This is a genomic window from Mesorhizobium kowhaii (assembly GCF_003253745.1).
Taxonomy (GTDB): Bacteria; Pseudomonadota; Alphaproteobacteria; order Rhizobiales; family Rhizobiaceae; genus Mesorhizobium; species Mesorhizobium kowhaii.
Map to the genome: position 1 here is coordinate 183216 of NZ_MZXV01000076.1, position 20229 is coordinate 203444.

At 63.6% G+C, this 20229-nt stretch carries 15 protein-coding genes; 8 read left to right on the plus strand and 7 right to left on the minus strand.

Annotated elements, in window-relative coordinates; genetic code table 11:
• Positions 1-86 precede the first annotated feature (86 nt).
• Entirely contained in the window at positions 87-3056 is a 2970-nt protein-coding gene (locus B5V02_RS34410) for a hypothetical protein (protein ID WP_208647181.1), read from the plus strand.
• Between the two features lie 60 nt (positions 3057-3116).
• Here B5V02_RS34410 and B5V02_RS34415 read toward each other — a convergent pair whose 3' ends face one another.
• Together B5V02_RS34415 and B5V02_RS34420 are read right to left on the minus strand one after the other, a co-directional pair.
• Entirely contained in the window at positions 3117-3833 is a 717-nt protein-coding gene (locus tag B5V02_RS34415; protein ID WP_111548398.1) for an aspartate/glutamate racemase family protein, read from the minus strand.
• Positions 3834-3886: 53 nt separating this feature from the next.
• Positions 3887-6070: a primosomal protein N' gene (locus B5V02_RS34420; RefSeq protein ID WP_111548399.1), complete on the minus strand. Its 2184-nt coding sequence runs from the start codon at positions 6068-6070 to the stop codon at positions 3887-3889.
• A gap of 90 nt (positions 6071-6160) precedes the next feature.
• Here B5V02_RS34420 and fsa point away from each other — a divergent pair, with 90 nt between their 5' ends.
• On the plus strand, positions 6161-6817 hold the full coding sequence (gene fsa, locus B5V02_RS34425; RefSeq protein ID WP_111548400.1) for a fructose-6-phosphate aldolase: 657 nt from the start codon (positions 6161-6163) through the stop codon (positions 6815-6817).
• Between the two features lie 86 nt (positions 6818-6903).
• Here fsa and lptE read toward each other — a convergent pair whose 3' ends face one another.
• Positions 6904-7488: an LPS assembly lipoprotein LptE gene (gene lptE, locus B5V02_RS34430; RefSeq protein WP_111548401.1), complete on the minus strand. Its 585-nt coding sequence runs from the start codon at positions 7486-7488 to the stop codon at positions 6904-6906.
• Positions 7475-10099, minus strand: coding sequence for a leucine--tRNA ligase (gene leuS, locus B5V02_RS34435; RefSeq protein ID WP_111548402.1), 2625 nt, complete (start codon positions 10097-10099; stop codon positions 7475-7477). Before leuS ends, lptE begins: the two co-directional genes overlap by 14 nt.
• Before the next feature lie 153 nt (positions 10100-10252).
• On the opposite strand from leuS, the gene B5V02_RS34440 reads away from it, so the two are divergent.
• Positions 10253-10915: a YggS family pyridoxal phosphate-dependent enzyme gene (locus tag B5V02_RS34440; protein WP_111548403.1), complete on the plus strand. Its 663-nt coding sequence runs from the start codon at positions 10253-10255 to the stop codon at positions 10913-10915.
• Positions 10916-11026: 111 nt separating this feature from the next.
• Positions 11027-12076: an aldo/keto reductase gene (locus B5V02_RS34445; protein WP_111548404.1), complete on the plus strand. Its 1050-nt coding sequence runs from the start codon at positions 11027-11029 to the stop codon at positions 12074-12076.
• A gap of 50 nt (positions 12077-12126) precedes the next feature.
• Here B5V02_RS34445 and B5V02_RS34450 read toward each other — a convergent pair whose 3' ends face one another.
• A complete protein-coding gene (locus B5V02_RS34450; protein WP_111548405.1) occupies positions 12127-13050 on the minus strand; it encodes a LysR family transcriptional regulator in 924 nt (307 codons plus the stop codon).
• Positions 13051-13169: 119 nt separating this feature from the next.
• Between B5V02_RS34450 and B5V02_RS34455 the strand changes: the two genes are divergently transcribed.
• The gene (locus B5V02_RS34455; RefSeq protein WP_111548563.1) at positions 13170-14351 is read left to right on the plus strand and encodes an MFS transporter; all 1182 of its coding nucleotides are present in this window, start codon (positions 13170-13172) and stop codon (positions 14349-14351) included.
• Positions 14352-14414: 63 nt separating this feature from the next.
• On the plus strand, positions 14415-15449 hold the full coding sequence (locus tag B5V02_RS34460; RefSeq protein WP_111548406.1) for an aldo/keto reductase: 1035 nt from the start codon (positions 14415-14417) through the stop codon (positions 15447-15449).
• Positions 15450-15613: 164 nt separating this feature from the next.
• Here the strand turns inward: B5V02_RS34460 and B5V02_RS34465 are convergent, their stop codons facing one another.
• Positions 15614-15886, minus strand: coding sequence for an usg protein (locus B5V02_RS34465; RefSeq protein ID WP_111548407.1), 273 nt, complete (start codon positions 15884-15886; stop codon positions 15614-15616).
• A gap of 316 nt (positions 15887-16202) precedes the next feature.
• Between B5V02_RS34465 and acs the strand changes: the two genes are divergently transcribed.
• Together acs and B5V02_RS34475 are read left to right on the plus strand one after the other, a co-directional pair.
• Positions 16203-18158 carry an acetate--CoA ligase gene (acs, locus tag B5V02_RS34470; protein WP_111548408.1) on the plus strand — a complete coding sequence of 652 codons (1956 nt, stop codon included), beginning with the start codon at positions 16203-16205 and terminating at the stop codon, positions 18156-18158.
• Positions 18158-18907, plus strand: a complete 750-nt coding sequence (locus tag B5V02_RS34475; protein ID WP_111548409.1) for an MOSC domain-containing protein — start codon at positions 18158-18160, stop codon at positions 18905-18907. The genes acs and B5V02_RS34475 overlap by 1 nt, the downstream gene beginning before the upstream one ends.
• Here B5V02_RS34475 and B5V02_RS34480 read toward each other — a convergent pair whose 3' ends face one another.
• The gene (locus tag B5V02_RS34480) at positions 18908-20176 is read right to left on the minus strand and encodes an SAM-dependent methyltransferase (RefSeq protein WP_111548410.1); all 1269 of its coding nucleotides are present in this window, start codon (positions 20174-20176) and stop codon (positions 18908-18910) included.
• Between the last annotated feature and the right edge of the window lie 53 nt (positions 20177-20229).

Here is a 20229-nt window from a genome sequence, read left to right on the forward strand (position 1 = left end):
TTAGCAAATTCACATGTTTCACGATCACTTGTGAAATCTGCGCGGACGGAGTGCGGCAGGCAGGATCTCGAAATTCGGAGACGATCATGCCGGATCTTTGTCGGGCGTTGCATCTGGCCAGCATCTGGGTCGTTGCGGCAGCCCTTGTCGGGATCACGCAGGGCGCACGCGCGGACTGCATCGCCGAACGGCCGACGGTCATGGCTCCCGCCGATCCTTTGGTCTGCCAGCAGCTCGAGGCCACGGTCAGGAAGCCCTCGGCGCTGTCGCTGGGAGACTACGAGAACAAGCTCAACCAATATCTGGGCAGTTACTGTTATCGCGACGAGGCTGCCGGATGGGTACACGACAAATACGTGCGCCAGGCCGGGCCGCGCATCGCGACCCTGGTCAACGGCGCCTGGCAGGGCCTCGACCAGGGAACCCATGCACCGGTGATGATCTGGTATTCGCCTGACATGATGGACTGGCTTCGCAAGAACCGCTCGGCCGACGGCGAGGCCGATCATCCGCCGCCGGTTCCCGACGGCGCCATCATGGTGAAGGAGATGTTTTCGGAGCCGGCGTCGGATTGCCGGACGGTCGATCCCCTCAGACTTTTTCCAACCAGCGGCGCCGCGATCATGATCCGCGATGCCAGCGACTCTTACGATGGCTGGTTCTGGGGCTGGTACGGCTTTGGCAGCCAGAGCGGCTGGACTCCGGATTGGCCAGCTCTCCCGGCCGACAACAACAGCCTGCCCAACATGGGCTTCGCCCAGTACTGCATGAACTGTCATGCCTCGGCGGCCGACAATCTGACCTTCGCATCTCCCAAGAACATCGCGGGTGAGCCAGGCAAGCCGCTCAACTATCTCGCACAGGATTTCTTCAAGGGAGCGCCGGCAACGACCTTGCACCAAGCCGTCGTTTTGCCGGTCAATGCCAACCCGCGTCTTGGCGAACCGCTCTACAGTCCGAACGCCGACGTGATCGTCGCGCTGCAGGCCTATGTCCGCGAGATGCCGACCTATGAGACCGTCTCGCGCATGCCTTCCGAAACTTACGACAACACCTGGGTCGGGGCCAAAGGTCCCGATGCGTCCGATACGTTCCTGACCTCGAGCCAGTGCCTCGGTTGTCATGATGCCGGCAGCACCGGGCTGCAGTTCGACATGACCAAGCCAAACCCGCATGGCGATGGCTTGATCAATCTGTCGCCGCTGGCGACCTGGCGAACCTCGCCGATGGGGCTGGGAGGCCGCGACCCGATATTTTTCGCGCAGCTGGCCAGTGAAACGCAAAGCTTTCACCCCAAAATGTCCGGTGTCGTGCAGGACGTTTGCCTTGGCTGCCACGGCATCGCCGGAGAACGGCAGTTTCACATCGACGAGAAGGCGCGCTCGGGCAAATGCGAACTGTTCTCGCGCGACATGGTCGATGCGACTCCCTGGCCCGCCGACAATCCAAGTGCCGCGCACGCCAATTACGGCATGCTTGCCCGCGATGGCATTACCTGCACCTCCTGTCACCGCATGGTGCTCAACAGCAAGGCCAGCGGACCGCTCGGCGATGCGCCGCAGAACACCTGCGTCGACGAGCGGCAGGCGCTGCTCAATCCGCACGCGACCGGTTTTGCCAAGACCTTCACCGGCAGCTTCATGGTCGGTTCGCCCGATACGCTCATCGGCCCCTTCGAGAAACCGGAAGTCGGGCCGATGCATACGGCGCTGGGCATCAAACCGGTCCACGACGCCACGATCATGAGCTCCGAGGTTTGCGGGACGTGCCACACGGTTCATTTGCCGGTTCTGCAGGGCACCAACACCTTGGCGCATATCTACGAGCAGACGACCTATCCGGAATGGGCGTTCAGCGCCTATCGAACCGGCAGCACGCCGGACGGACCGCTTCCGCTGGGCGCCGGCGCCACACCGCGCAGCTGCCAGGGCTGTCACATGCCATCGACGGAACAGGACGGATCGCCGACGATGAGCAAGATCGCCAGCATCCAGGAAAATCTGAATTTCCCGCAGACCGAGTCCAGCAACGCACCGGATCTTTCGGTTCGCGCGGGATTTGCCCGCCACACGCTCGTCGGCCTCAATGTCTTCCTGGTCAAGATGGCGCAGCAGTTTCCCGATGTCTTCGGCATCAGGACGCGCGATCCGATGATGGGCAAGAAGGCTCTCGATCCTCTCGTCCTCACCGAGCAGGCAATGCTGGACCAGGCCTCGCAGGCGACCGCCACCGTCGCCATCAGCGACCTTGCCATGAGCGCCGAAGCGCTCGATGCCAAGGTGACGGTGAAGAACCTGGCCGGTCACAAGTTTCCCTCCGGAGTGGGTTTCCGGCGTGCGTTTCTCACCTTCAGCGTGCTCGACCAGAACGGCGAGCAGCTCTGGGTCTCCGGTCGCACCAACGCCGCCGGCGTGATCGTCGACGCCGACGGCAAGCCACTCGATGGCGAGCTTTGGTGGAAGGATGATTGTTCCGGCCGCGTCCACCCTGGCGAACGGCCGCATCAGCCGCATTACCAGAAGATCACGCGGCAGGATCAGGTTCAGATCTATCAGGAACTGGTCTCCACGCCGCCCGCCAATACGCCCAATCCGGTCTGCAATGCTCATGCGAAGCCGGAAGGCGAACTGACGACCAGCTTCCTGTCGATCTGCACGGAGGTTAAGGACAACCGGATATTGCCGGCGGGCTTCCTCCCGGTCGAAAGCCGGCTCGAAATCGCCAAGGCATTGGGCGCCGATGAGGAACTCGCCGTCGATGTCGGCACGACCGCTGTCGAGGACGACCCCGACTACATATCGGGCGGCAGCGACACGCTGAGCTACTCGATACCGCTTGCCGATTTGCCGAAGGGCGCACGCCCTGCCAGCATCGAGGCTGACCTCTACTACCAGGCGACGCCTCCGTCCTATCTGCAGGATCGATTCTGCACCGCCAAGGGCCCCGATACCGATCGCCTGTATTTCCTGGTCGGGCATCTCAATCTCGCCGGCACGCAAGCAGACGGATGGAAGCTAAAAGTGGTCGGCAGCGGAAATGTCGCCGTCCAGCCCTGATCTCTGCTTTGACGCAATTCCCCAGGGAAAGCGCTAGGCGCTTTTCCAGGGAAAACCGTTTCACACTTTTTTTGGAATTGCTTCCGGCAGCATGAAGGCCACCGCGGCCTCGGCATGGATGCGCGTCGTGTCGAAGACCGGAATGTCGAAATCCGGCTGGCCGATCAGCATGGTGATCTCGGTGCAGCCCATGATGACGCTGTCGGCGGCCTCGTCGCGCCGCAGGCGTTCGGTCTCGGCGATATAGGCCACTTTCGAGGCTTCGGTGACGACGCCCTGGCACAGTTCCTCGTAGATGACGCGATGGACCATGTCGCGGCCGGCTGCATCGGGCACGACCGGCCGCAGACCATATTTGTCGGCAAGCCGGCCCTTGTAGAAATCCTGCTCCATCGTGAACCGCGTTGCCAGCAGCGCCGGGCGCTGCATGCCGGCGCGCTTGACGGCCGCCGCGGTAGCGTCGGCGATGTGGATCAGCGGGATCGACACCGATGCTTGCACCTGGTCGGCCAGCTTGTGCATGGTGTTGGTGCACAGTAGCAGGCCTTCCGCGCCGCCCGCCTCAAGTCTGCGCGCCGCTTCGACGAGAAGCACGCCGGCGCCGTCCCAGTCACCGTGATGCTGCCGCTCGGCGATCTCGGCGAAGTCGAACGACCACAGCAGCAGCTTCGCCGAATGCAGCCCGCCGAGACGCTCGCGCACGATCTCGTTGAGCAGGCGATAATAGATCGCTGTTGATTCCCAGCTCATGCCGCCCAGAAGGCCAAGGGTTTTCATATGATCTTCCTGTCTCGCCGGCTTTGAGGCAGCCTAGCGCTGAAATCGCGACCTTACAAAAAGCTCTGCGGATCGATGTCGACCTGTACCCTGACCGAGCCGCGCTGTTTCGGGCCATTGGCCAACATGGCGCGGATGAAGCCTTGCATGTCGGCGCGCCGCTCGCCCTGGATCAGCAGGCGAAAGCGGTGACGGCCGCCGAGCAATGACAACGGCGCCTCCGCTGGTCCCAGCACGAACAGATCGGTGGCCTCGGGCGCGGCACGGCGCAGGCCGCGCGCATGGCCCTCGGCTTCCGCCCGCGTCACGGCGCTGACGATGACGCCGGCGAGCCGGCCGAAGGGCGGCAAGGCTGCCCGTTCACGCTCGGCGATCTCGCGCTCGTAAAAAGCCTCGGCATCGCCGGAGACGATCGCCCGCATCACCGGATGGTCGGGCTGAAAAGTCTGCAGCAGGCCGAGGCTCTTCTTGCCGGTGCGGCCGGCGCGGCCGGTGACCTGGCTGAGCAGCTGGAAGGTGCGCTCGGCGGCGCGCGGATCGCCATTGGCGAGACCGAGATCGGCATCGACGACACCGACCAAGGTCATATTGGGGAAGTTATGCCCCTTGGCGACAAGCTGCGTGCCGATGACGATGTCGGCCTCGCCATTGGCGATCGCCTCCAGCTCCAGCCGCAACCGCCGCACGCCGCCCATCAGGTCGGATGACAAAACGATGGTGCGCGCATCCGGAAAATGCGCGACGACCTCTTCGGCGATGCGTTCGACGCCGGGTCCGCAAGCAACCAGATGGTCCAGCGTGCCGCATTCCGGGCAGGCTTCGGGGCGGCGCTCATTGTGTCCGCAATGATGGCAGACCAGCTGGCCGCGAAAGCGATGCTCGACCAGCCAGGCCGAGCACACCGGGCAGCCGAAGCGGTGGCCGCAGACCCGGCACAGCGTCAGCGGCGCATAGCCGCGCCGGTTGAGGAACAGCAGCGATTGCTCCTTCCTCTCCAGCGTCTGGCGCATTTGGTCGAGCAGCGCCGGCGACAGGAAGCCGCCGCGCGCTGGTGACGCTCGCCGCATGTCGACTGCCTTGAGATGAGGAAGAGCCGCCTCGGCAAAGCGGGCGGAAAGCACGGCCCTGTTGTAGCGGCCCTGGCTGGCGTTGACCCGGCTTTCGACCGATGGCGTCGCCGACGCCAGCACCACCGGAAAGCTGCCGATATGGCCGCGCACCACCGCCATATCGCGCGCATTATAGAAGACGCGGTCTTCCTGCTTGTAGGCGGGGTCATGCTCCTCGTCGACGACGATCAGGCCAAGCTCCCTGAACGGCAGGAACAGCGCCGAGCGCGCGCCGGCGACGACGCGCACGCCGCCTTCCGCCACTTGCCGCCAGACCCGTTCCCGCATCCGTGGCGGCAGGTCCGAGTGCCATTCGCCCGGCTTGGCGCCGAAACGCTGCTGGAAGCGCTCGAGAAAGGCGTGCGTCAGCGCGATTTCCGGCAGCAGGATCAGCACCTGCTTGCCCTGGTCGAGCGCGGCCGCCACCGCCTCGAAATAGACTTCCGTCTTGCCCGACCCGGTGACGCCGTCGAGCAGCGCGACATTGAACACACCAGCCGCGACATTGGCGCGCAACATCTGCGCGGCGTCATTCTGGTCCGGCATCAGTTCCGGTATCGCGTAGCTGGTGTCGGGCGTTGCCACCACCGGGCGCGGCGGGATCATCACCGTCTCGAACACGCCCTGTGCCCTCAACCCGTCGATCACCGTCGACGATACGCCGGCCGCGTGCGCAAGGCCGGACCGCGTCCAGGCAAGGCCGCCTTCGGCCGTCTCCAGCACGCGTTCTCGGGCCCCCGTCATCCTGTCGGGCGTTAAGAGGGTGCGCTGCAGCCCCTCGATCCATGGTTCGGGGTCGAAAGCCTCCGGCGCCCTGAGCAGCATTCGCGCCACCATGCCGGGCGGCGACAGCGTGTACTGCGCCACCCAGTCGACGAAGCGGCGCATGGCGCGGTCGATCGGCGGGCAGTCGAAGACCTGCTCGATCGGGCGCAGCTTTTTCGCATCGACCTTCTCGACCGCGCCATCCCAGACGATGCCGGCGACCTGGCGCGGACCGAGCGGCACGCGCACGATCGAGCCCGGCACCACGCGCATGCCGGCCGGCACGGCATAGGTGTAGGGGCGTTCGGCGGGCATCGGCACCAGCACCGGTGCGGCTGCGACAAAGGGCGAATCTTCGATCATGAGGCGTGACCTTGCCCCGACTTTGGTCTAGATCAAAGCGCAACGCTGAACGTGCCTTTCCCAGCACGACGAAATCGTCAGGAGACCGCCATGAAATTTTTTGTCGACACCGCCGACGTCAAGGATATCCGTGAGCTGAACGATCTGGGCCTGCTTGACGGCGTCACCACCAACCCATCGCTGATCCTGAAATCCGGCGGCAAGATCGCCGATGTCACCAAGCAGATCTGCGACATCGTCAAGGGTCCGGTCTCGGCCGAAGTCACCGCCACCGAATATTCCGAGATGATGCAGCAGGCCAGGGTTCTGGCCAAGATCGCCGACAATGTCTGCATCAAGGTGCCGCTGACGCTGGACGGCCTGAAGGCCTGCAAGACCATCCGCACCGAGATGAACCGCCTGGTCAACGTCACGCTGTGCTTCTCGGCCAACCAGGCGCTTCTGGCGGCCAAGGCCGGTGCGTCCTTCATCTCGCCCTTCGTCGGCCGCATCGACGACATCGGCATCGACGGCATGGAGCTGATCCAGGAGATCCGGCAGATCTACGACAATTACGATTTCCAGACCGAGATCCTCGTTGCTTCGGTTCGCACCGTGAACCATGTCAAGCAGGCGGCACTCATCGGCGCCGATGTTGTTACCGCGCCGCCGGCGACGCTGAAGGCACTGGTCAAGCATCCGCTGACCGACAAGGGCCTGGAACAGTTCCTCGCCGACTGGGCAAAGACCGGCCAATCTATCGGCTGAGATGGCGATCGGCTGAGGCCAATACCGTTTCAAATAAAAAAGGCCGAGCAATCGGCCTTTTTTGTTGATCCAGGTTTGGAAGGGGTCTAGCCCGCCGTCTTGCCGTGCCTGACCAGGTCCTGGGCGATGGACAGCTGCAGCGCTTCGGCCAGTTCGCGCGCGGCACGGTTCTCGGCGTCGATCTGCGCCCGGTATGAGGCGAATTCCTGACGCGGCCTGTCGAAGGACGAGGTGATCGAGCGCCTCCCGGACGCGATCTTCGCACCGGTCTTGGCATCGCTCAGCGTATAATTGGCGGTCAGCGTCACGGAACCGGCGGTCGGCTCGTCTTCGTCGGTTCCGACCTGCACGAGTGCCGAGGACTCGACGGCTTCGCCCACACCGAGAAAGAGCGAATAGACGGGCGAGGCCGGTTCGCCGGCGCCTCGTCCAAACCCAAAGATCAAATTGTTGCGCACCTGCTGGCCGAAACGCGTGTTGACCGGCTTGATGCCGATCGACGCCAGTTCGGCATTGGCGCTGACGGTCGAGCCGGTCGACAACGGCGCGTTCGAATAGAGCGGCCGCACCGTGCAGGCTGAAACCAGCGCAAGCGAGCCGACAAGGCCGGCAAGCGCCATGCGGCGCAGCAAGCGGTTCAGCTCTGTCTTTTCCCGATCAGGCAACGACATTGACGATCCTCTGCGGCACGATGATCACCTTGCGCGGAGCCTTACCTTCGAGCGCTTTCTGCACGAAGTCGAGAGCCAATACCGCTTTTTCGACCGCACCTTGGTCCGCGTCGCGGGCAATTGTCAAATCCCCCCGCTTCTTGCCGTTGACCTGTACCGGATAGATAACTTCGTTGTCGACGACCAGTGCCGGATCGAAGACCGGCCAAGGCCGTTCGGCGACCAGATCGGTGCCGCCGAGCGTTTCCCAGCACTCCTCGGCCAGATGCGGCATGACCGGCGCGATCAGATGCACGAGTAGCTCCACGGCCTGCCGGCAAGCGCCTTTCAGCGCCGCATCGGCCTTGCCTTCGGCCACTTCGTTGAGCGGCGTGGTCAGTGCGTTGGCCAGTTCGTAGATGCGAGCGATGGCGCGGTTGAAGGCGAGCTTCTCGATATCTTCGCCGACCGCTTTCAGGATCTTGTGCGCCGCCTTGGAGACCACTCCAGCTTCGCCGCCACCAGCCGCCACGGGCTCGACACCCACCAGCGTTTCCGCCGCCGTCGACACCAGGCGCCAGATGCGCTGGATGAAGCGATGCGCGCCGGCGGCGCCATCGTCGGTCCATTCAACATCGCGCTCGGGCGGCGAGTCCGACAGCATGAACCAGCGCGCCGTGTCGGCGCCGTAGCCGTCGGTGATGTCTTCCGGGCTCACCGTGTTCTTCTTCGACTTCGACATCTTTTCGAGCGGGCCGATCGTCACGGCTTCGCCGGTGGCGATGTCGATGGCCTGGCGCTTGCCGTCAACGTCCTCCAGCCGCACTTCGGTGGGCGCCAGCCAGCGGCCATTCGATGACGAGCCGACTCGGTAGGTTTCGTGCACCACCATGCCTTGCGTGAACAGGCCCTTGAACGGCTCGGCCAGGCCGACATGGCCGGTCTCGCGCATGGCGCGAGTGAAGAAGCGCGAATAGAGCAGGTGCAGGATCGCGTGCTCGATGCCGCCAATATACTGGTCGACCGCCAGCCACTCATTCGCTGCCTTGGGATCGGTCGGCTCATACGCCCAGGGCGCCGTGAAGCGGGCGAAATACCAGGACGAATCGACGAACGTGTCCATCGTGTCGGTTTCGCGCCGCGCTTCCTTGCCGCATTGCGGGCACTTCACATGCCGCCAGGTCGGATGGCGATCGAGCGGATTGCCCGGCCGGTCAAAATCGACATCGTCGGGCAGCCTGACCGGCAGGTCGGCCTTCGGCACCGGCACCACGCCGCAATCCTCGCAATGGATCATCGGGATCGGGCAGCCCCAGTAACGCTGGCGCGAAATGCCCCAGTCGCGCAGGCGGAAATTCACCTTGCGCTCGGCCATCGGCCGGTTGCCGATGGTCTTCTGCTCCAGCAGTTTCGCGACCTCGTCGAAGGCCTGGTCCGGCTTCATGCCGTCGAGGAAGCGCGAATTGATCATCACGCCGTCGCCGTCATAGGCTCCATCGATGATTTGGAAGCTCGCTGGATTCTCGCCTTCCGGCATCACCACCGGGATCACCGGCAGGCCGTATTTGTTGGCGAAGTCGAGGTCGCGCTGGTCGCCGGACGGACAGCCGAAGATGGCGCCGGTGCCGTATTCCATCAGCACGAAATTGGCGACATAGACGGGCAGCGTCCAGCTGTCGTCAAACGGATGAACGACGCGGATGCCGGTGTCAAAGCCCTTCTTCTCGGCCGTCTCCAGCGCCGCCACCGAAGTGCCCATATGGCGGACCTCGTCGACGAACTTGGCCAGCCCCGGATTGGTCTCCGCAGCCTTCCTGGCCAGCGGATGATCGGCGGCGACAGCCATGAAGGAGGCGCCGAAAATGGTGTCGGGCCTTGTCGTATAGACTTCCAGCTCATGCTCGCCACCGATGGCGTCGGCCAGCGGCCAGCGGATCAGCAGGCCCTCGGAGCGGCCGATCCAGTTCTGCTGCATCAGCTTCACTTTTTCCGGCCATTCGTCGAGGCCGTCGAGCGAATCCAGCAGGTCCTGCGCGAAGTCGGTGATCCTGAAGAACCACTGCGTCAGTTCGCGCTGTTCGACCAACGCGCCCGAACGCCAGCCGCGCCCGTCGATGACCTGCTCGTTGGCGAGCACGGTCATGTCCTCCGGATCCCAGTTGACCTTGGAGGATTTGCGCGTCACCAGCCCCTTCTCGACAAAATCGAGGAACAGCATCTGCTGGCGGTGGTAATAGTCGACGTCGCAGGTGGCGAATTCACGCGCCCAGTCCAGCGACAGGCCCATGACCTTGAGCTGCTCGCGCATCGTGGCGATGTTCTGGTAGGTCCATTCCTTGGGATGGACCTTGTTCTGCATCGCCGCGTTCTCGGCCGGCATGCCGAAGGCGTCCCAGCCCATCGGATGCAGCACGTTGAAGCCCTTGGCTCGCTTGTAGCGCGCCACCACGTCGCCCATCGTGTAGTTGCGGGTGTGGCCGATATGGATGCGCCCCGACGGATAGGGGAACATCTCCAGCACGTAGTATTTCGGACGCGGATCGTCGTTGTGCGCTTCGAAAAGCTTCTTGGCGTCCCAGGCCTTTTGCCATTTGGGCTCTGACGCGCGCGGATTGTATCGTTCGGTTGCCATGGGACGTTTTTCACTTAAAAGCATGCGGACTGCGGGCGACAGCTCGGCAGTTCATTGGATATGGTCCGGGTGTTCACCATGGTTTGGCAAACCCGTCAACCATATGGGTCTCGCGTCGATCAAAAACGCGGATCAAAACAGCGGGATTTGCATATGGGCGACGCAGTTCAGCAGTTTTTCGCGGTCAAGGCGAAGATCGCCGCCGCCGAGCGCGAGGCCGGTCGCCAAGCTGGCGCGGTGACTCTGGTCGCGGTTTCCAAGACCTTTGACGCCGCCGATATAAGCCCGGTCATGGAGGCCGGCCAGCGCGTCTTCGGCGAAAACCGCGTGCAGGAGGCGCAAGGAAAATGGCCGGCGCTGAAGGAGGCTTTTCCCGACATCGAACTGCATCTGATCGGCCCGCTGCAGTCGAACAAGGCGAAGGAGGCGGTGGCGCTGTTCGACGTCATCGAGACGGTCGATCGCGACAAGATCGCCGTTGAACTCGCCAGGGAGATCACCAGGCAGGGCCGCGCGCCAAAGCTCTATGTCCAGGTCAACACCGGCTCCGAGCCGCAGAAGGCCGGCATCGAACCGCGTGACGCGGTCGCCTTCGTCACTCGTTGCCGTGATGTCCATGGCCTCGCCATCGAAGGCCTGATGTGCATCCCGCCGGCCGACGAGAACCCTGGTCCTCACTTCGCCCTGCTGGAGAAGCTTGGGCATGAGGCCGGCGTCGCCAAACTGTCGATGGGCATGTCCGGCGATTACGAGACGGCGGTCGCCTTTGGCGCCACCAGTGTCAGGGTCGGCTCGGCGATCTTCGGCAGCCGCTGACACGCCACGGCCTTTGGGCCAATTCGGCAGGTACGTTGTGCCAGCACTGGAAACGAAACGTACCGTTCCTATTTGCTTGGTGTCATCACGATTCTCCTGGAGCCTCTACCCATGCGTTACAACCAGCTTGGAAATACGGGGATGTTCGTCTCCGAACTTTGCCTCGGCACCATGACCTTCGGCGCCGCCGGCGAAAACGCCCAATGGGGCCTGATCGCCAGCCTCGACCAGAAGGGCGTCAACGAGATCGTCGCCCGCTCGCTCGCCGCCGGCGTCAATTTCTTCGACACGGCCGACGTCTATTCGTTCGGCGAGTCCGAGCGGTTGCTCGGCCAGTCGCTGAGGGATCTCGGCGTCGACAGGCAGAAGGTGGTTATCGCCACCAAGGTCCACGGCGCCATGGGCGACGGTCCGAACCAGCGTGGCTCGTCACGCGGCCACATCATGGATTCGGTCGATGCCAGCCTCGAGCGGCTGCAGCTCGATCATATCGATCTCTATCAGCTGCACGGTACCGACACGGTGACGCCGATCGACGAGACGCTGCGGGCTCTTGACGATCTGGTTGCCAGCGGCAAGGTCCGCTATGTCGGCGTTTCCAACTGGCAGGCATGGCGCATCGCCAAAGCACTCGGCATCGCCGACCGCAAGGGCTTTGCCCGTTTCGAGACCGTCCAGTCCTATTATTCGATCGCCGGCCGCGATCTCGAGCGTGAAATCGTGCCGCTGCTCAACGAGGAGAAGCTTGGGTTGATGGTGTGGTCGCCGATGGCGGGCGGGCTGCTCTCCGGCAAATACGGCCCCGGCGCGCCCGGCAATGGCGAGGGCCGCCGTGCCTCCTTCAACTTCCCGCCGGTCAACGAGGAGCGCGCCTGGGCGGCCGTCGCCGTCATGCGCGAGATCGCCAGGAAGCACGATGTGAGCGTTGCCACGGTGGCGCTCGGCTATGTCCTGGCCAAGCCTTTCGTGATGAGCGTTATCATCGGCGCCAGCCGCATGGAGCAGCTGGAACAGAACCTTGCCACCACCCAGCTGAAGCTCGACACCGACGATCTCGTCCGCCTCGATGAGGTCAGTGCCTTGCCGGCCGAATATCCCGGCTGGATGGTGGAGCGCCAGGCAGCCGGCCGCCGCCCGGCACCGTTCACGCCAAAAGCATAGAAGCTGCCAGCGCAGACATCTCGGGAGCCCGTCGGCTCCCGAGAGCCCGCTCACCTCAAGTCAGCTCGGGTCAGCCGCACGCTCTCTCCCAGAAAATCGAGAAAGGCCCGCACCCGCGCCGGCAGATGCCGGCCCTGGCCGACATAGACGGCGTGAGTGGCTTCCTCGTCGCCCGGATTGAAATCCTCAAGCAACCGCACCAGCCGGCCGGCCGCGATATCGGCTGCCACGTGCCAGTGCGCCAGCCGGGCAATGCCTGCGCCCGCCAGCGCCATCAGCCGCATCGCCTCGCCGTCGCTGACCAGCGTGTTGCCGGTGATCGGAACCATGATGGGGTTGCCGGCCGCATCGAGGAACGGCCAGCCATCGAGATGCCGCACGAAGCCGAAGCCCATGCGGTTGTGCCTGTCGAGATCGGCCGGTGTCAGCAGCGTGTCATGCGTGCTGAGGTATGAGGGCGCGGCAACGACGACCACCGGGCTTTGCCCGAGCTTGCGCGCCACCAGCCGTGATTCGCCGAGCGGGCCGGCACGGATGGCGACATCTGCGCGTTCCGCCATCAGGTCGATGACGCTGTCGGTCAGCACCAGATCGACCGAAATCTCGGGGTAGCGTTCGAGGAAGCGCGGCAGAAGCGGGATCAGCCGGTGCACCCCGAAGGGAACGTAAGAGTTGACGCGCAGCCGTCCGCGTGGCGCCGCACCTGCCGCTGCCTCCTGTTCGGCCGCCGCCAGGTCGGCCAGGATGCGCAGGCCGCTGTCGTAGAACGCGGTGCCTTCCGGCGTCAGTTGCAGTTTTCGCGTCGAACGGCTGACCAGCCGAGCGCCAAGCCGGGCCTCCAGCCGCGCGATCAGCTTGCTGACCGCCGACGGCGTCATGCGCAGTTCGCGCGCCGCCGCCGAAAAGCTGCCCGCCTCGACGACGCGTACGAACACTTCGATCTCGCCGGAGCGATTGATGTCGGGCCTGGCCATCTGTGAATCTATTTCACAGAAAATGTGCCCAAAGCAAGTCTGGTTCACAATGCATCGCAACACGATCTTTCGGGTCGGGGCGCGGGACGGCGCTCTTCGTCATCGAAGTGGAAATCGCCATGCCTCTTGCTCTCTACGCCCTCGCCGCCGGTGCCTTCGGCATTGGCGTCACCGAATTCGTCATCATGGGTCTGCTGCTCGACGTCAGCAAGGATCTCGGCGTCTCGATTTCGGCCGCCGGCCAGCTCATTTCAGGCTATGCGCTCGGCGTCGTCATCGGCGCGCCCCTGCTGACCATCGCCACCGGCAACTGGCCGCGCAAGACCGTGCTTCTGGCGCTGATGGCGATCTTCACGCTGGGCAATCTGGCCTGCGCGCTGGCGCCCGACTATTGGACGCTGATGGGCGCCCGCATCATCACCGCCTTTGCCCATGGCACCTTCTTCGGTGTCGGCTCTGTCGTCGCCACCGGGCTGGTCGCGCCCAACAAGAAGGCCTCGGCGATCGCGCTGATGTTCACCGGCCTGACCATCGCCAACATCCTCGGCGTGCCCTTCGGCACCTGGCTCGGCCAGGCCTTTGGCTGGCGGGCGACCTTCTGGGCGGTAACCGTGGTTGGCCTGGCGGCCTTCGCCGTTATCCTGCTTCTGGTGCCACGCAGCCCGACCGCGCCTGAAAAAAGCGACCTGCGCGCCGATCTCGCCGTGCTGCGCCGCACGCCCGTGCTGCTCGGTCTCGGCACCACCGTGCTCGGCTATGCCGGCGTCTTCGCCGTCTTCACCTACATCGCCCCGTTGCTGACGCAGATCAGCGGCTTTAGCGAAGCGGCCGTGTCGCCGATCCTGCTCGTCTTCGGCGGCGGTCTCATCGCCGGCAATCTCGCCGGCGGCAAGGTCGCCGATCGCTGGCTGGTGCCGGCTGTGGTGGGCAGTCTCGTGGTGCTGGCCCTGGTGCTCGCAACCATGACCTTCGCCATCCACAGCCAGGTGATGGCCGTGATCTATGTCGGCCTGCTGGGTGCCGCCGCCTTCGCCACCGTGGCGCCGCTGCAGATGTGGGTGCTGGAAAAGGCGCAAGGTGCGGGCCAGAGCCTCGCCTCGTCCTTCAACATCGCCGCCTTCAATCTCGGCAATGCGGCAGGCGCCTGGCTTGGCGGTGCGGTGATTGCCCATGGCCTTGGCCTCGGTGCGCTCACCTGGGTCGCCGCCCTGCTGCCGCTCGCAGCACTCGCCGTCGCAGGGCTGGCCTTGCGTCTCGATCGCACCCCTACGATCGGCGAGCCTGTCTCCGTCCGATCGTAACGCTCGCCGGGAAAACCGGATCGCTTTTTTGACATCCCTTCCACACCATCAGGAGCCAAGAAGATGGACTTTCGACCTCTCGGTGCATCGGGCCTGAAAGTGCCCGCACTCTCATTCGGCGCGGGAACCTTTGGCGGCTCCGGCCCGCTGTTCGGCGCCTGGGGCAACAGCGACGCCAGGGAAGCGCGGCGGCTGATCGACATCTGCCTCGAAGCCGGCGTCAATTTGTTCGACACCGCCGACGTCTACTCGAACGGCGCGTCGGAAGAAGTGCTTGGCGAAGCCATAAAGGGCCGCCGCGATGCCGTGCTGATCTCGACCAAGACCTCGCTGCCGATGGGCGACGGCCCGGCCGATTACGGCTCGTCGCGTTCGCGGCTGATCAAATCCGTGGACGATGCGCTGAGGCGCCTCGGCACCGATTACATCGACCTGCTGCAGCTGCATGCCTTCGATGCCGGCACGCCGATCGAGGAGGTTCTGTCGACGCTGGACGGGCTCGTGCGCGCCGGCAAGCTTCGCTATGTCGGCGTCTCCAATTTCTCCGGCTGGCAAGTGATGAAGTCGCTGGCGCAAGCCGACAGCCGAGGCTATCCGCGTTATGTCGCGCACCAGGTCTATTATTCGCTGGTCGGCCGCGATTATGAGTGGGAACTGATGCCGCTTGGCCTTGACCAGGGCGTCGGCGCGCTGGTGTGGAGCCCGCTCGGTTGGGGCCGCCTGACCGGCAAGATCCGCCGTGGAGCAAAGCTGCCGGAAAAGAGCCGGCTGCACGACACCGCCAGCTTCGGCCCGCCAGTCGAGGACGAGCATCTCTACCGGGTCATGGATACCCTTGACGCGGTGGCCGAAGAAACCGGCAAGACCGTGCCGCAGATCGCCATCAACTGGCTGCTGCAGCGCCCGACCGTGTCCTCGGTCATCATCGGCGCCCGCAACGAGGAACAGCTGCGCCAGAATCTCGGCGCCATCGGCTGGACCTTGATGCCGGAGCAGATCAGGAAACTCGACGCCGCGAGCGAAGTAACCGCGCCCTACCCCTATTTCCCCTATCGTCGCCAGGAAGGTTTCGCCCGCCTCAACCCGCCGGCGGTCTGAGCGTCGCGACACATCAACCGTTCGGGATCAGGGAGATTCAGGTCAGGCCGAGTCGAGAATGGTGGCTTCCGAGAACCGGAGCGGAGCGTACTTAAAGTACGTGGGCACCGGAAGCGCAGGAACCCGCCATTCGCAGGCCGGCCTCACCTGAATATCGGCACGTCCTAATGCAGCACGAACTCGCCGTCGACCTTGCGCCATTCGTTCGGCGCGATCAGCTTCTGGTGCGTGTAAACAACCGAATGCAGCGGCCCGTCGAGCCTGGTCTTCCAGAATTCGATGAACCGGATCAGCACCGGAAATTCCGGCGCCAGATCATAATCCTGCCAGATGTAGCTCTGCAGCAGATGCGGATGGTCGGGAAAGTGATAGAGAATCTTGGCCGTGGTCAGGCCATAGCCCTTGAGCATCAGGTCCATTTCGGAATGGTCGCGCATTGCTATCCCCTTGGGCGGTCCTTGGTTGAGTCTCCTTTCCTCCCAACGTCAGAGTGTGCGCGCCGTTGCTTAACTGTCTATTGATTTTTCCTGATCGAAAACGGGTTTTCCGCGCGAAAACATGCAGTTAGCAGCGGTATCGCCCGAGTGCTGACAGCAGGCGCAAGCCTGTCTGCGGCATCCCGCCGCGCAAACCCAACGTCTAATATTGCCGTGACGGCGGAACTGGTAATAATGCCGCCGAATTCGCGGCCGCGTCGCCGCGATCCCGCCGGCGTTTCAAGCCCGCGGATTGGTTTGGGAGGAAAGTGAAGAAATGTCCGAGGTTCATGTCCATCGCGTCCAGCCGGCGTGGAAGAAAAACGCGCTGATCGACAATGACACCTACCTGAAATGGTATGCCGACAGCGTCAAGAACCCGGACAAGTTCTGGGGCAAGCACGGCAAGCGCATCGACTGGTTCAAGCCTTTCAGCAAGGTCAAGAACACCTCCTTCGATGGCAAGGTCTCGATCAAATGGTTCGAGGATGGGCTGACCAACGTCTCCTACAATTGCATCGACCGGCACCTGAAGAAGCGCGGCGACCAGACCGCCATCATCTGGGAAGGCGACAACCCCTACGACGATAAGAAGATCACCTACAACGAGCTTTACGAGCATGTCTGCCGGCTCGCCAATGTGATGAAGAAGCACGGCGTCAAGAAAGGCGACCGCGTCACCATCTACATGCCGATGATTCCGGAAGCCGCCTATGCGATGCTGGCCTGCACGCGCATCGGCGCCATCCACTCGATCGTCTTCGGCGGCTTCTCGCCGGACGCGCTGGCCGGCCGCATCGATGACTGCAAGTCGACCTTCGTCATCACCGCCGACGAGGGCCTGCGTGGCGGCAAGCCGATCCCGCTGAAGGACAACACCGACAAGGCGATCGAGATCGCCGCCAAGGCCGGAACGAAAGTCGAAAAGGTGGTGGTCGTGCGCCGCACCGGCGGTAAGACCGGCTGGGTGGCCGGACGCGACGTCTGGTACCACGACGAGGTCGCGACGGTGAAGGCCGAATGCAAGCCGGAGAAGATGAAGGCCGAGGATCCGCTGTTCATCCTCTACACCTCGGGTTCGACCGGCAAGCCGAAGGGCGTGCTGCATACCACCGCCGGCTACCTCGTCTATGCCTCGATGACGCACCAATATGTCTTCGATTACCATGATGGCGACATCTACTGGTGCACCGCCGATGTCGGCTGGGTCACCGGCCACAGCTACATCGTCTACGGGCCGCTCGCCAACGGCGCCACCACGCTGATGTTCGAAGGCGTGCCGAACTATCCGTCGCAGTCGCGCTTCTGGGAAGTCATTGACAAGCACAAGGTCAACATCTTCTACACCGCGCCGACGGCATTGCGCGCGCTGATGGGCGCCGGCGATGCGCATGTCGCCAGGACGTCGCGCAAGTCGCTGCGCGTGCTGGGTTCGGTCGGTGAGCCGATCAATCCGGAAGCCTGGGAGTGGTATTACAACGTCGTCGGCAACGGCAAGGTGCCGATCGTCGACACCTGGTGGCAGACCGAGACCGGCGGCATCCTGATCACGCCGCTGCCCGGCGCCACCGACCTCAAGCCAGGTTCGGCGACCCGGCCGTTCTTCGGCGTCGAGCCACAACTGGTCGACGGCGAAGGCAAGGTGCTGGAGGGTGCCGCCGACGGCAATCTGTGCATCACCGATTCATGGCCCGGCCAGATGCGCACCGTCTATGGCGACCACGACCGCTTCGTGCAGACCTATTTCTCGACCTACAAGGGCAAGTACTTCACCGGCGACGGCTGCCGCCGCGACGCCGACGGCTATTACTGGATCACCGGCCGCGTCGACGACGTCATCAATGTCTCCGGCCATCGCATGGGCACGGCGGAAGTCGAATCGGCACTGGTCAGCCACGACAAGGTTTCGGAAGCCGCCGTCGTCGGCTACCCGCACGACATCAAGGGCCAGGGCATCTACTGCTACGTCACGCTGATGGCCGGTGAGCAGCCGAGCGAGGAATTGCGCAAGGAACTCGTCGCCCATGTCCGCAAGGAGATCGGTGCCATCGCTTCGCCCGACAAGATCCAGTTCGCGCCCGGCCTGCCGAAGACGCGCTCGGGTAAGATCATGCGCCGCATCCTGCGCAAGATCGCCGAGGACGATTTTGCAGCACTTGGTGACACCTCGACGCTCGCCGATCCGGCCGTCGTCGAGGACCTGATCGCCAACCGGCAGAACAAGAAGGGCTGATGCAGGGCGAGGCTTTGTTGGGCACTGTCAGCGACCTATGGCGCTATCCGGCGAGTTCGCTCGCCGGCGAACGCCTGGACGCGATTTTGGTGGATCAGGAAAGCATCGACGGCGACCGCATGTTCGGTCTCGTCGATGTTTCCGACAACGAAATCGCGCGGCCGGACCGCGACGTGAAATGGCACAGAGTGCCGCGCATCAAGACCCGTTTGTCGCCAAACCGCGAATTGGAGGTTGCCGTTCCGGACGGCGACTGGCTGGCGGCGCCTGGGGCCGAAAGCGATCGCGCCGTTTCGGCCTATCTCGGCTTCGCAGCCTCTATCCGGCCGTTTCGGAGGGAAAACGCGGCGCCCGGCTATTCCGGACCGTTGACCGCAGAGCGTTACCGCAAGGCCCCGATCCACCTGCTGACTACGGCGTCACTGGCACGGCTGAAGGCATTGCACCCCGAAGGCGTCCCCGACCCGCGCCGCTTCCGCCCCAACATCGTCGTCGACATGGCGCCGATCGAAGGATCGTTCCCGGAGACGGAATGGATCGGCCGCAAGCTGGCGATCGGCGACCTGCTGCTGACCATCTCCGAGCCATGCCGCCGCTGCGGCTTCACCATCATCGCCCAGGATGGTTTCGATCACGACCCGGCCATCCTGCGCAATCTGGTTCGTCACAACGCGCACAATCTCGGCGTCTACTGCACGGTCGACCAGCCCGCCCGCGTCGAAATCGGCGCAGCGATGCGATTCATCTGATCATCGGTAGAGATCAGCCCGCGTCGGCGGCAGGCCGCTCGGGCCGCGTGCCCGTCTGGTGACAACGGTCTGAAAAATCTGCGCCGAGGCGCGTTCGAAGGTGATCGAACAGCCGGTGAGATAAAGCAGCCACAGGCGTGCCTTGGCTTCGCCGACCTCGGCGATCGCCTCGTCGAAGCGGGCGTGCAGACGCTCCGCCCACAGCCTGCAGGTGCAGGCATAGTGCTCGCGCAGGTTCTCGACATCATAGACGAGGAAGCCATGCGCTTCGAAATTGCCGAGCGTCATGCCGATCGTGTCGAGTTCACCGCCGGGGAAGATGTATTTGATCAGCGCCTTGTATTCCGGTCCCTTGCGCAGGGTTTTCTTGATGTCGCCCTTGCTGCGCCTGGTAATGGCGTGATGCAGATAGACGCCGCCCGGTTTCAGCAACCGGTGGATGGTGGAGAAATAGGCGGCATGGTTGGCGAGCCCCAGATGCTCGAACATGCCGATCGACGATATCTTGTCGAAGCTACCGGAGAGCTCGGCGTAGGATTTTATTTCGATGGTGATCTTGTCCTCCAGCCCTTCGGCGCGGATGCGTTCGCGGGCAAGGTTGGTCTGTGCCTCTGACAGCGAGACACCGTGGCCGACAACACCATAGTTCTTCACGGCATGGATCAGCATCGCTCCCCAGCCGCAGCCTATGTCGAGCAGCCGCTCGCCGGGCTTCAGCCGCAGCTTGCGGCAGATATGGTCGAGCTTGTCGATTTGCGCCTGATCGATGCTGTTGGCGAAATCCTTGAAGTATCCGCAGCTGTAGACCATGCGCTCGTCGAGGAAGAGCTGATAGAAGGCATTCGAGATGTCATAGTGATGCTGGATCGCTTCCTGGCTCGAACCGCTGACGAAGGGATTGCGCCCCGAAAGATCGGTCCGCGCCGTCATCTGTTTCCTTGAAAACAGCACGGCCGGCAGGTCACGCAGGATCGCCAGCTTTGGCAATGCCTTGAGTTTCGACCTGAGCTTGCCTTGCGAAGGCAGTGCGTAGAAATCAAACAGCGATCCGTCTTCGACATCGACCGCCTTGGAAATCCACATCTCGATCAGCGTCGAGAAGTTGGGTCGGCGAACCATCTGCCAGACAATGTCGGGGTCGTTGACGGTGAGCACGGGGCCGGTGGCGGGACCAATCCGCTCGCCGGTCCAGAGCTTGACAGCAAAGCCCGGCTTCAACGTTTCAACAACCGTTCGAACGATCCGCGCGGCCTTGTCGGTGGCGTCCATGCTTCCTCCCAGAAGGCAGAGCGCCAATGTTGTCTGTTTGCCCCCGGACCGCA

Bases quoted from the DNA above. Each gene is read 5' to 3' on its own strand.
- B5V02_RS34420 (WP_111548399.1), bottom strand. From the start codon at position 6,070: ATGATCGAAGATTCGCCCTTTGTCGCAGCCGCACCGGTGCTGGTGCCG.
- B5V02_RS34465 (WP_111548407.1), bottom strand. From the start codon at position 15,886: ATGCGCGACCATTCCGAAATGGACCTGATGCTCAAGGGCTATGGCCTG.
- B5V02_RS34475 (WP_111548409.1), top strand. From the start codon at position 18,158: ATGCAGGGCGAGGCTTTGTTGGGCACTGTCAGCGACCTATGGCGCTAT.
- B5V02_RS34440 (WP_111548403.1), top strand. From the start codon at position 10,253: ATGGGCGACGCAGTTCAGCAGTTTTTCGCGGTCAAGGCGAAGATCGCC.
- fsa (WP_111548400.1), top strand. From the start codon at position 6,161: ATGAAATTTTTTGTCGACACCGCCGACGTCAAGGATATCCGTGAGCTG.
- lptE (WP_111548401.1), bottom strand. From the start codon at position 7,488: ATGTCGTTGCCTGATCGGGAAAAGACAGAGCTGAACCGCTTGCTGCGC.
- B5V02_RS34480 (WP_111548410.1), bottom strand. From the start codon at position 20,176: ATGGACGCCACCGACAAGGCCGCGCGGATCGTTCGAACGGTTGTTGAA.
- B5V02_RS34460 (WP_111548406.1), top strand. From the start codon at position 14,415: ATGGACTTTCGACCTCTCGGTGCATCGGGCCTGAAAGTGCCCGCACTC.
- B5V02_RS34410 (WP_208647181.1), top strand. From the start codon at position 87: ATGCCGGATCTTTGTCGGGCGTTGCATCTGGCCAGCATCTGGGTCGTT.
- B5V02_RS34450 (WP_111548405.1), bottom strand. From the start codon at position 13,050: ATGGCCAGGCCCGACATCAATCGCTCCGGCGAGATCGAAGTGTTCGTA.
- leuS (WP_111548402.1), bottom strand. From the start codon at position 10,099: ATGGCAACCGAACGATACAATCCGCGCGCGTCAGAGCCCAAATGGCAA.
- B5V02_RS34415 (WP_111548398.1), bottom strand. From the start codon at position 3,833: ATGAAAACCCTTGGCCTTCTGGGCGGCATGAGCTGGGAATCAACAGCG.
- B5V02_RS34455 (WP_111548563.1), top strand. From the start codon at position 13,170: ATGCCTCTTGCTCTCTACGCCCTCGCCGCCGGTGCCTTCGGCATTGGC.
- B5V02_RS34445 (WP_111548404.1), top strand. From the start codon at position 11,027: ATGCGTTACAACCAGCTTGGAAATACGGGGATGTTCGTCTCCGAACTT.
- acs (WP_111548408.1), top strand. From the start codon at position 16,203: ATGTCCGAGGTTCATGTCCATCGCGTCCAGCCGGCGTGGAAGAAAAAC.